9 protein-coding genes are annotated in these 11965 nt (G+C 57.1%); 5 read left to right on the top strand and 4 right to left on the bottom strand.

Translation table 11 applies throughout. The features are described from left to right. Nucleotides 1-3: 3 nt before the first annotated feature. Nucleotides 4-765 (bottom strand): ABC transporter ATP-binding protein, encoded by a 762-nt coding sequence (locus BLQ12_RS04735; protein WP_092208769.1) that lies wholly within the window; start codon nt 763-765, stop codon nt 4-6. 797 nt (nt 766-1562) lie between these two features. On the opposite strand from BLQ12_RS04735, the gene BLQ12_RS04730 reads away from it, so the two are divergent. Beyond that, nucleotides 1563-1853, top strand: coding sequence for a hypothetical protein (locus tag BLQ12_RS04730; protein ID WP_139163840.1), 291 nt, complete (start codon nt 1563-1565; stop codon nt 1851-1853). Between the two features lie 46 nt (nt 1854-1899). On the opposite strand, the gene BLQ12_RS04725 is transcribed toward BLQ12_RS04730, so the two are convergent. The 3 genes from BLQ12_RS04725 to BLQ12_RS04715 all read right to left on the bottom strand — a co-directional run bounded on the left by BLQ12_RS04725 (nt 1900) and on the right by BLQ12_RS04715 (nt 6959). Then, nucleotides 1900-3066 carry an ABC transporter substrate-binding protein gene (locus tag BLQ12_RS04725; RefSeq protein ID WP_175469502.1) on the bottom strand — a complete coding sequence of 389 codons (1167 nt, stop codon included), beginning with the start codon at nt 3064-3066 and terminating at the stop codon, nt 1900-1902. A 92-nt stretch (nt 3067-3158) separates the two neighbouring features. Continuing rightward, nucleotides 3159-4139, bottom strand: a complete 981-nt coding sequence (locus BLQ12_RS04720) for a response regulator (RefSeq protein ID WP_092208763.1) — start codon at nt 4137-4139, stop codon at nt 3159-3161. Nucleotides 4140-4223: 84 nt separating this feature from the next. Further along, nucleotides 4224-6959 (bottom strand): response regulator, encoded by a 2736-nt coding sequence (locus tag BLQ12_RS04715; RefSeq protein ID WP_092208761.1) that lies wholly within the window; start codon nt 6957-6959, stop codon nt 4224-4226. A gap of 723 nt (nt 6960-7682) precedes the next feature. Between BLQ12_RS04715 and BLQ12_RS04710 the strand changes: the two genes are divergently transcribed. The 4 genes from BLQ12_RS04710 to BLQ12_RS04695 all read left to right on the top strand — a co-directional run bounded on the left by BLQ12_RS04710 (nt 7683) and on the right by BLQ12_RS04695 (nt 11962). Continuing rightward, entirely contained in the window at nt 7683-8675 is a 993-nt protein-coding gene (locus BLQ12_RS04710) for a TRAP transporter substrate-binding protein (RefSeq protein WP_092208759.1), read from the top strand. A gap of 58 nt (nt 8676-8733) precedes the next feature. After that, nucleotides 8734-9234, top strand: a complete 501-nt coding sequence (locus BLQ12_RS04705; RefSeq protein WP_092208757.1) for a TRAP transporter small permease — start codon at nt 8734-8736, stop codon at nt 9232-9234. Nucleotides 9235-9249: 15 nt separating this feature from the next. Further along, nucleotides 9250-10530: a TRAP transporter large permease gene (locus BLQ12_RS04700; RefSeq protein WP_092208755.1), complete on the top strand. Its 1281-nt coding sequence runs from the start codon at nt 9250-9252 to the stop codon at nt 10528-10530. Nucleotides 10531-10720: 190 nt separating this feature from the next. After that, entirely contained in the window at nt 10721-11962 is a 1242-nt protein-coding gene (locus BLQ12_RS04695) for a hypothetical protein (protein ID WP_254781976.1), read from the top strand. Nucleotides 11963-11965: the final 3 nt, after the last annotated feature.

The following is an 11965-nucleotide window of genomic DNA, read 5'->3' as shown; positions in this document are numbered from 1 at the left end:
CTCCTATATGTCGTCTAAAATCATGGCTTTTAAATACCGCTCATACTCAATGAACCTGGGGGAGGTAAACATCTCCCGGTCCCGGGGCCGGGGAAGGTCGATGTCGACTACCTCTTTGATCGTTCCCGGACGCTTGCTGACCACCACCACCCGGTCGGCCAGATAAACTGCCTCGGAGATACTGTGGGTGACAAACAACACCGTGCATTTGGCCTGCTGCCAGATTTTCAGCAGCTCGACCTGAAGCGTCTCACGGGTCAAGGCGTCCAGGGCCCCAAACGGCTCGTCCATTAAAATCAGCTTCGGATTGTTGGCAAGGGCCCGGGCAATGGAAACCCGCTGCTGCATCCCCCCGCTCAACTCATGGGGGTACCGTTTCTCAAAGCCTTCGAGCCCCACCATCTTGATCAGGTTACCGGACACCTCCCGGCGCTGGTCAGGGGGGACATGCCGCAACTCAGGCCCAAACTCAATATTTTGCTGCACGGTTTTCCATGGAAAAAGAAGGTACTCCTGAAACACCATGGCGCTAAGCGGGTCAGGCCCTGTGACAGGTTCCCCGTGAAACTCGAGGACCCCAGAGGTTAAGGGTTCCAGCCCGGCGGCAAGAAACAGAAACGATGACTTCCCGCATCCGCTCGGCCCGATGATGGTGATGAATTCACGCTCCTGCACCGACAACGTAAAATCCGAAAGAGCGACAATTTCCCGGTTCTCTTTGTCTCGGTAGCTTTTGCTCACCTTGGAAGCCTCTAAAAAAGCCACCTTTCCTCTCCTTGGTTGGTCGGTTACCTCATGATGCACGCCTTTAACCGTCGCGCAGTCGCCCCAGGGAGAAGGTTCATCAACAAACCTGAAGTCCCCTGTGGGCCGCCATTTCAACCCCGAGACCCTAATTGAGAAATAGCTTTTAAGTCAAACTGCTAATCCGAATAAAAAAACAGGAGCATATTGATAGATTCAATAGAGACTTTCGCCTTTGCCGATACATAGGAGAAAGCGCACTTCGACCAGCGTTCATGGTGGCTTCGCAATTCTTACCGCCGAAACTATCCCTATAACAGCTGATTAGTTACCAGTTGTGTATTGATTTTTTTTTGTGTGAGTCACGTGGTGGGTAGCGATCGCTGCGACCATGTCTTACGACCTTACGATCTCGAGCAGCATCGTGAATGGAAATCAGAAAACAGCAAGTGGTAACGGCATCGATATGCTCAGGCTTTACAAAGGCAAAACTGATGGCGCTATCATGTGTCGCCCTGGAGCGCCGCACTCCTGTGCGGCTTTTTTCCTACGAATAAACAACGCAACACCACGGCTTGAAGGTCGTGGTTCCGTTGCCGTGATTCACAGGCTTATTCATCAACAGCGGTGAGATGCCATGCGTGTCGGGTAGCGGTCACTGCGGCCATTTTCAGCTGTCCGACGGTCCCGGGCATGGTGCACGGAGTGCACCCTACGGGGTGAGGACTCATGTACGGTGGCTCGGGTTTGAGTGTTCCATGGGGGCGGACAGCATCACCGCCGCCATTCACCATTCACCAACAAAAAAGGAGTCCATCATGACCCTACCCGATACCCAACCCACCCCTGGAATGTTCTCAGGGTCTGAAATTGCGGAACTGTGCGATGCCATCAAGGATGTTCATCGCCTGCTGACCTCGGTGGGCGGATTTTTCCATGAGCTTAACGGGGCGGAAAACCCAAGCGGCAACGGCCTTCAGATCGATTTTAAAATGTGGGGGCTGCGAACCATTGCCGAGGATCTGTTGACACGGCAGTACGCCAAAATCAATCGCATGGTGGCTGTTTACAAGGAAGAGCAGGATAAGATGAAACGAGTGGCGGGATGACCGGCTGAAACCTTAAGGGCCCTGTGATTCATAAGACAAAACCCCATCAGGGGGCCATGGTTTTGACCACAATAAAGCGCCCCCCCGTGACCTGGATGATCTGTGCGCTCTTGACGGGGTCGCCGCTGCCCTGGAACCGCATGGTTCCGGTGACGCCGGAGTAATTCCGGACACCTGCCAGGCCATCGCGGATGGATTCGGAGTCGACGCGGCCCTGCTCTGCGATGACCTTGAAGATCAGGCCCAGGGCGTCGTAGATGTGGGCGGCGTTGTCGTTGGGGTCTTCTTTGTAGCGCTCGCGGTAGGAGGCGACGAATTTTTTATTCTGCGGGCTGTCCAGGTCAAGGGCGTAGTCGGTGCTGAAAAAGCCTCCTTCCAGGGCGGCGCGGTCTTTTCCGGTCTCAATGCCCCACCAGTCGTCACCCCCCAGAAAGGGCATGCGGATACCGGCCTGTCTCGCCAGGCGTGCCTGCCGGGGCACCTCGTTGCCGAAGTTGGGCAGGAACAAGAGCTCAGCGCCGCTGTCTCGGATGGTTTCGAACTGGCGAGTCCAGTCGGATTCCCCGGTGATGTAGGATTCAAAAGCCACCACACGGCCGCCCTTTGCCTCGAACTCCGTTTTAAAAAGTCCGGCCAGGCTGGTGTTGTCGTCGCTGGTCACCTCGTAGAGCACGGCGGCCTGCCTTGCGCCCAGATCCTGGTAGGCAAACCGGGCGAGGACCTCCGCCTGGAAGGTATCGCTGAAGATGGTGCGAAAGGTAAACCGTCTTCCGGCCGTGACCCGGGGGTGGGTGGCCATGGAGGTCACAAAGGGGATCTGGCGGCTCTCCGCAAGGGCGGCAACGGGAATGGCGACCTGACTGCGGGGAGCCCCCACAATGGCGGCCACTTCGTAGCGGGCGATGAGCTTGCGGGCCACATTCAGCGCAAGCTGGGGATTGCCCTGGCTGTCGGCAAAGGTCAGGGTCACCTTGAGCTTGCGGCCGTCTATCTCCAACCCGCCGTCCTCATTGATCCTGGCGGCGGCAAGCATGGCCCCGTTCACGTAGGATTTTCCCCACCTTGCGTCCGAATCCCCGGTAAGGGGCGCAATGACACCGATGCGTATCTCCGGAGGGGGCGAAGGGGAAGAGCAGGCAAAAAACACACCTGTCGACAGGCTCACAACCAATGCGGACCAGAGCAGGGATGAAAAAAATGTCGGTTTAAACATGGCCTTTCCCTTCGATACATTGCATTTGGTGCGCATGGCCAAAACCCCAGCCCCTGCTACCTGCCGATGACTGTCCCCCATATCGATGCCGTTCATGGTGCAAGGGTCGACAGATAGGTTTTGAGGTTGGTTTTCTTGTTGTTCAGTCCCAGCTTCTTCCGGATATTGTGCCTGAAGTTGGACACCGTGCTGATGGACAGGTTCAGGTGCTCGGCAATCTCCTTGCTCCCCTTGTCCTGCCGAATCAGGTCCGCCACCTTGATCTCCGTGGGGGTCAGGTCCATGTACTTTGACGAGATGCTGTTGCGAATCGGAACCACCAGCTCGTTGAGGTTTGTCTCGATAATCTTCAGGGACGTTCTGTGCTCCTCCCCACCGATGGTTTTTCTCATCTGTTCGAGGTAGGGTTTGACGTATTTTTTAAGATTCACGGCCATGTTGTCTTCGATGGCCCGTTTTTCAAGGTCCCTGTGATCCAGCATGGATTTCAGCGCCTGGTTGACCTCCTCAAGGTGCCGGGACTTTTCCCTCAGCTCTGCCGTGCGCTGGGCCACCTCCTGCTCCATCTGGTCATGCTTTTCCTGCAGCATGGCTTCCACGCGCTGGCGTTCCACGATCTCATGGTGGAGAAGCCTGATCTTGTCATGGAGCTGCTTTTTGAGCTTGCAAAAACCAAGGTGCGTCCGCACGCGGGCCAGGACCTCTTCAAACTGAAAAGGCTTGGTAATGTAATCCGCGCAGCCGAGGCCAAACCCTTTGACCTTGTCCTCGGCGTCATCCAAGGCGCTGATAAAAATAACGGGGACCTCCGCGGTGCGCCCGTCTGATTTGAGCCGCCGACACACCTCGTACCCGTCCATGCCCGACATCTTGATGTCAAGAAGGATCAGGTCTGGAAGGGAGCGCTCCACCGCCCCCAAGGCCAGAGAGCCCTTGGACGCGGCATGCACCTTGTATCCGGCTTCTGTCAGCAGCTTCACCAGGATCCTCAAATTCTCGGGGTTGTCGTCAACCACGAGAATATTTCCTTCCGTATGGTCCCAGCTTCCTGAAAGGGTGTGGTCCGTCTCCATGTGGGTCTCTCCGTACGCATGTGCCTAAAAAAAGTATTTAAAAAAGCCTCCGGCGGCAAGGTGTGCCACCTTGAAAGCAGGTTTCTACACCTTGATCAACGCAAGAATATCATCGTAGCGAAAGCTGTTGGCCAGCTCGGCCAGGGAATCGGCCACGGGGCCGTCGATCTTTCTGACCTCATCGATGATCGATGCGACGCTGCCGACATCGCAGGCCGTTGCCGCATCGGCGAGCTCTTTGAGTAGATCCTCGGGCAGCGCAGCCAGATCGTCGGGCCCGGCCTGATGTGAATTGCCCCCCCCGGATGCCGCCACACCGGTTCGTTGCGGCTCTTTCTCATAGAGGTAGCGCACCCCCAGGTGCCTCTCCATGGTGCCGAAAATGTCCGCCTCCCCAAAGGGCTTGGAGACAAAGTCGTCGCAGCCTGCAGTCAGGGCGTCCCCCTTCTGCTCGTCAAAGGAGCTCGCCGTGAGGGCGATAACCCTTACGTCCTGCCCCCCGGGGCTTGCCTTGATCTTCCGGGCGGCTTCATAACCGTCCATCACCGGCATCTTCAGATCCATCCAGATCAGGTGGGGATGCCACCGGTGAAACAGATCCACCCCTTCCTCTCCGTTGACCGCTTCCCGTACGTCAAAGCCCACGACGGTGAGCAGCCTCTTCAGCAAATCACGGCTCTGCGGGTTGTTTTCCACAATAAGGATCCGCCAGGCATGCTGGTCGGGTTGAAGCCCTGTCACCCGCCGATCCGTGCTCTTGACCTTGATCTCGGCCATATCCGCCGGTTCGAAGCGAATATCGAAGCGAAAAAGCGAGCCCCCGGCGTCCAGCCCTTCGGCAGAAATCTCGCCCCCCATGAGGTCCACGTACTGCTTGCTGATGGCAAGGCCAAGGCCCGTGCCTTCCCTCTCCTTCTCCCCGCATCCGGTCTGGGAAAAGGCATCGAAAATGATGCCGGTCTCGCCTGCCTCAATGCCCACACCGGTGTCTTCCACCTCAAAAAACAGGCGGGAAGCGTCCGGGCCGTCTTCGCCGCGCCGGACCCGCAGGATCACGCCGCCTTCGTCGGTAAATTTCACGGCATTTCCCAGCAGGTTCACGAGAACCTGGCGCAGCTTGGTCTCATCGCTCCTTATATACCGGGGCAGATCCGGGGATGTTTCCACTGCAAACGCCAACCCTTTTCCTTCGGTGCGGCTGCGCAGCATCCGCTCGATGCCCTCAAGGGTCAGGGCCAGATCAAAGCTCTGCGCCTTCAAGATGGTCCGGCCCGCTTCGATCTTGGACATCTCCAGGATATCGTTGATCAGGGCCAAAAGGTGTTCACCGCTTCGGGTGATGGTCTGCAGGGACTCCTGCTGGTCGGAAGAGGTGCGCTCGTCGCGGTTCAGCAGATGGGAAAATCCCAGGATGATATTTAATGGTGTCCGCAGCTCATGGCTCATGTTGGCCAGGAACCGGCTCTTGGCCCGACTCGCCGCCTCGGCCGACTCCTTGGCCCGCTGGAGCAGGCGGTTGGCCACGGACAACTCGGAGGTGCGCTCCTGCACCCGTTGTTCCAGCCCTTCGTTGAGGGTGCGGATTTCACCCTCGGCCCCTTTGCGCACGGCAATCTCATGCTGGAGCCTTGCGTTGATCTCCTTGAGGTCTGCGGTGCGCTCGGCGACCCGGTCCTCAAGGTGCACGCGGTGCTTTTTCACCTCGCCCACCATCCGGTTGAAGGAGCGGGCCAGGATGCCCACCTCGTCTTCGGTGAGGACCGGCACCGTGGACTCCAGATCCCCTTGGGCCACCTGCATGGCCGTGTCGGCAATGGTCCGGATGGGCCGCGCGATCTGTCGGGCCAGGACGTAAATGCCCAGGGTCAGCAGCCAGGCCGAGACAACCCCCACCAGGATAATATTCCGGGCCAGTATTCGGGCCGGCGCAAAGGCCTCCTCCAGGCTCATCTCAACCAAAAGGGCCAGCTGGCGCTCTTCCAGCCAGCGGTACACCCCGATAACCGGCACCCCGGCGTAGTTCTCGTAGATGCCCGACCCATTCAGGCCCGACACCGCGGTGTCGATGCCCTCGGTGTGGACACCCTTGGGAAACTCCAGGCGGCCGAACCGGTCAGCCGATACAAAGACGTTCAAGGAATCCACCAGGTACGATTCCCCGCTTTGGCCAAGGCCTGCGGCGTTCCGGACGATCTGGTCCATATGGTTCAAATTCATGTGGGCGGCAAGCACGCCCAGCCGCTGCTCCCCGGCCCCATCAAAAAGCGGGGTGGCAAGGGTCAGGGTCGGCTTCAGGGTCATGGGGGAAGCGTAGACGCCCTGGATGGCATTGCCCTGGAGCCCCCGTGTATAATAGATGTCCTTGGGCCGGTACAGGCCTTCCTGCTCCGGGTTGGTGGAGGCCACGATCTGTCCGCCCACGGCGGAGAGGACAAAAATCTCCTCGGGATCGGACCTGCCTGCCAGTATGTCCTCCATGATGTGGGACAAGGCCGTGTAGGCCTCCTGGTACCCCGGACTTGAGGGGCCACTCTTAAGAAGAGTTCCCGCCGATCGCCGCACGTCGGGCAGGCTGGCAAAAAAAGCCACGTCCAGCATGCGGTCTTCCACCCAGCGGTTCAACTCGCCCGCCTTAAAGGTCGCCACCGTGTCCAGACGATCAAACACCGACGCCTTAAGGGCTTCCGTGGCCTGGTGGTAAGCGATGTACCCCACCAGACTCACAATGGTCAGGGACAGGAACAAAAACGAACCCACCAGGCGGGCCATGAGGCTCTGCTTCCAAAGCCCGGGCACAGAGACTATTTTTTTTAACCGCATGGTTCGGCCCTCACCGCCTTGTTCCCCGTCCGCTGGAGTCGACACCCTTTCAGGCGACCAGACACCCTGATGTTTTTAAACCCTGTTTGACAATCATGGTCCCTGCGGCACCGCCGGAAGCCATGTTGCCCTGAATAATTGCCATCTGTTTCATCTAAATAGCATACCCCGACAGAGCCAAACAACCATCACGTTCCCTAAAAATACCCACACAAAATAGGCATAATCACATCATCAGTGGGTGGCAAAGAGGATAAACAATACGTGTATTTAGGGCATCCCCGCCAATTCATGGTTATTTTGCCCCATGGACTGTTCCCTTACACACCACGGTCCGACCGCATATAATACCCATATTGAATAGTCATTTTATAGATATTGATCGAATATTTTGTTTTGAACCAAAGCACCCTATCATGTCCAATTAAAAAGGCACAGTGTGTTCAATCAGACTCATGACACCTGTCAAAAAGATTCATACGAAGGGGGAAAAAGGCCCTTGTTCGGGAACACAAAACAACAGATCGATCAAGCCCATAGGCGCCATGGCATTGCCTTTGGGTACCGTGATGATCGCGTTCCCAGACCGTACGAATCGAATCCGGCGTTCCGCCTTAAAAGCGGTACGCAGCACCACCCTTGCTGAATGTGTGACGGTACAGCCCGGGAGCTCCGGAGAGGCTCTCGGACATTTTAATACATAAGGAGTTAAGGAGTTCAAGGATGACCAGATTAAAAACCATTATTGCAACCCTGATGATCACCCTATTTTTGGCCACTTCGTCTGCCGTAGCCGGCCCCATTGTGATCAAACTTGCCCACCCCAACGTCCCCCAGCATCCTATGGGTCAGGCGTTTGAAAAATTTAAAGAACTGCTCGAAGAACGCAGCAACGGCGAATTCCGCGTGGATATCTTCGACAGCTCAAAGTTCGGAAACTTTGACAGCGTGGTTCAAGGCCTCCAGTTCAACATGCTGCAGATGGGTTCTGCCGGCACCGCAAACCTGTCCCCCTTTTCCGATGAATTCCTGATTTTTGACCTGCCCTTCCTCTTCCCCGACTACCCCTCCACCGACAAAATCACCGACGGCCCCATCGGCATGAACGCCAGCAAGGCCCTGGAAAAAAGCGGCATCATCGGCCTCGGTTACATTGAAATCGGTTTCCGTAACCTCTGGAACAACAAAAAATCCGTAACCACCATGGCCGACGCCAAGGGTCTGAAAATCCGTTCCACCCCTTCCAAAGCGCACATCGCGACCCTGAAAAGCCTGGGAATGAACCCCACTCCCATCTCCTGGGGTGAGGTCTACACCGCCCTTCAGCAGAAAACCGTGGACGGCATCGACATCGACCTGAACCTGGCATGGCACAACAACTTCCCGGAAGTCAACAACAACGTTACCATCGTCAACAGCTTCTACAGCCCCCACCTGGTCATGATCTCCAAGCGTTTCCTGGACAGCCTCAGCCCCAAGAACAAAGAACTCGTGCTGAAAACCTTCGACGAGGTCAAACTCTATGAGCGAAAGCTGATCCGTGACGGTGAAAAAGAGATCCTGGGCAAACTCGAAGACAAAGGCGTCACCGTAACCGTTCTCACCCCCGAAGAGCGCGAGAACTGGAAAAAAGCCACTGAAGGCGTCTACAAAAAATTCGAGAAGCGAATCGGTAAAGAGCTGATCGAACAGGCCAAGGCAACCATCGCCGAGTAATGAAGAACAACCGGGTATGCCGTCCCTTCGGCATACCCGGCCACAGGAGCTCATCCGCATGATAAAATCGACCAAATCCATCATCAACCGATCCGAGGAGATTTTCTCCTCCTTGGCGCTGGTTATGATGACAGGCATCACCGTTGTCCAGGTCTTCAACAGATACGTGCTTCAGAACTCCCTCGACTGGTCCGAGGAGATCGCACGCTATCTTTTTATCTGGGCCGTTTACGTGGGGTGCAGCTACGCCACCCAGATGAACCGTCATCTGGAGGTCACGGTTATCCGCAACATGTTCGGGGGAAAATTTGCCAGGCCCGTCACCATCTTAGCCCATCTCTGCACCGTCGTGTTCTGTGCCTGCGCCACCTTCTGGGGCATCAAGTTCATCATGTTCTTATCCTCCACAGGACAGAAAACACCGGCCCTTGAGGTTCAGATGTACTGGGTTTTTCTCAGTGTTCCGGTGGGCATGGGCCTGATGGCCCTGCGAACCCTGGAGAGGCTCTGGGGGGTCATCACGGGCAAGTACGACCCTTCAATCATGGAAATCAATTAAGGAATACCCGGTCCAATGGATATGGCAATTGTTTTAACGTTTGTTTCGCTTGCGGCATTTCTCCTCCTGAGTGTGCCCATCGGGATCGCCATCGGCCTGAGTGTCACCGTGGGTATGACATTCAGCGATCTGCTCCCTTACGAATTTCTCATCCAGAAGATGGTAACATCCCTGGATGTCTTCCCCCTCATGGCGGTTCCCTTCTTCATCATGGCCGGTGAGATCATGCAGAAGGGCAGCATGGCCCAGAGGCTCCTGGCGGTATCCCGCTCTTTGGTGGGGCACATCACGGGCGGCATGGCGCATATCTCCGTGCTTACGAGCATGTTCTACGGGGCCCTTTCCGGTTCCGCACCCGCCACTGTGGCCGCCGTCGGCGGCATCATGGTTCCTGCCATGGAGGAGGAAGGGTACAGCAAGTCCTTTTCCACCGCAGTCAACACCGCCGCAGGCTGCCTTGGGGTCATCATCCCCCCCAGTGTGCCCCTGATTATTTACGGCACCACGGCCGGTGTCTCCGTAGGCGACCTCTTTATCGCAGGGGTTATCCCCGGCCTGTTTGTGGGTGCCTGCCTCATGCTGTGCAGTTATGTCCTGTCCAAAAAATACGGGTTTACCGGTTCCGGTAAGCGTGCGCCGGTTTCCGAGGTATTCTCCTCCCTGAAATCAGCCCTTCCCGCGTTAATGGTTCCCCTCATCGTCCTGGGAGGCATCTACGGCGGCTTCACCACCCCCACGGAAGCAGGCGTCATTGCCGTGGTGTACTCCCTCATCATGGAAGGCCTGTTCCTGCGGACCCTCTCCTGGAAAAAAGTCGCCGAAGTGTTCAAGGGCACGGCCCTGACCACGGCCTCCATTTTCCTGGTGGTGGCCACGGCCACGGCCCTGGGGCAGATCCTTCTCTTTTACAACCTGCCGAACCAGCTCGTGGATATCCTGACAAGCATCTCGGACAACAGGTATATCCTGATCCCCATTATCCTGGTGTTCCTGCTTGTTATGGGAACCTTCATGGACGCCCTGGCCAACATCCTGATCCTGACGCCCCTGCTCCTGCCGGTGGTCAAGCACCTGGGCATGGACCCGATCCATTTCGGGATTGTCATGATCGTGACCTCCTCCATGGGCTTTCTGACTCCCCCCGTAGGCGTCAACCTTTTCGTGGGCTGCAGCATCAGCAACCTGTCCATCGAAAAGCTCAGCGTGGCGGTGGTGCCGTTCCTGCTCACCATGGTACTGGCCCTTCTGGCCATCGTGTTTGTCCCCTCCCTCGCTCTCTGGCTGCCGGGACTGTAAAATCAAGGCCCGCACCATGCGGGCCTTCCCCCTTGAACATGGGGGGATCGACTCAGCTTGAATATGCCTTCGGCGTCTTTGCCGGAGGCATGTTTTCATTTTTTCTCTGTATCGCCGGTGTCTTCCACAGGGGCCCCAGTGCCACCCACAGAAGGCAACCCTACTCTCAACAGTTAAAAAAAGAGCCAGCATGATGAAGATTTCCAAAAGCAACGAATCCAGCGGTATCCTCGGCATCACCGGCCATGTGGGCGCGGGCCATGTCCACACCAACTTCGGTTTTGTTCAGGACGACTCCGCAGGTTTTGCGGTGATCGCCTGTCTCCTGCGAAAAGCCTTTCCCGTGCGCACCACCATCTCCTCGGTGGAGGCCGACATCGACACCGGTATCGTCACCGTACGGACTGAAGGCGGTGGCATCGGAACAGCCCGGGCCCGCAGGGGCATCACCCCCTTTGAGGCCACCCTGGCCCGCCTTGCCATCGGCATGGATGCGATCTACAGCCAGACCGTGGCGTGCACTGCCTTCGGACGAATTTACGGACAGGGCGTTCTGGAGCTCCCCGTGGCCCTTCAGACCGCCACCTGCCTGGCCGTTGTGAATACCTTTGAAAAAAATTACCCGGGTCAATTCGTCACAGGGGCTGAAGACATGCCCGGAAAGGTTGGAAAAGTCATCGGAACCGTGCTGGAAATCGACGACATCCCTGTCTCGGTAATGGCCATCATCAATGCCAGCGAGGGCGGCCTGGGACCGGACGAAGACTTAGAGGGCAACATCATGCTCGGCGACAAAGGGCGGGCCTTGAAAGAACTCGGCCTGGACGCCCTGCCCACCATCATCCTTGAGAGCAAAGCGTATGCCCCTGCCGTCTTTAAAGACAACCGGGAAGAGATGTTCTGGGTGCGTATGAACAAAGAGGTGGACAACCCCACGGTCTTTAACGCCCTCATCGAAGGAATCCGCGCCGCAGGCCTTCCCTGCACCCACTCCGACACGGCCTTTCCCCGGGGAACCGGAGACATGGAAAAGGCCACCCGGGAACTGGGCGAGCGCATTGCAGCCCTGGGCACGGCCCTGGCTGCGGCCTCCACGGCACGGGAAAAGGTAAGCCTCGTGGGCGAGCTGGCCACCATCGTCAGCCAGGACGCCGGAGGAGTGACCTTTATGTCGTCTGATCTCCACAACCTTGTGGGCGGCGGAGGCATCATGCCCGGCATGTGTGCCGTCCTGTCCATGGTGGTGTCGGAACAGACCGTCAAGACCTGGAAGATCCCGGCCTTTACGGCCCAGGATGCCGACCACTACCTTGCGATCCTTGAAAAAGCGGTTCCGGTCCTTGCCGACGGCATCGACCAGGCGAAAAAAGAGATGACCGAACGGTCCGCCTTCAAAGAGGAGGCGTTTGCCTTCCTTTACCCCGAAAAATAAGAT

This window comes from Desulfoluna spongiiphila, assembly GCF_900101345.1.
Lineage (GTDB): Bacteria > Desulfobacterota > Desulfobacteria > Desulfobacterales > Desulfolunaceae > Desulfoluna > Desulfoluna spongiiphila.
The sequence above is the reverse complement of the archived record's forward strand: the minus strand, read 5'-3'. Positions and strand labels throughout refer to the sequence as shown.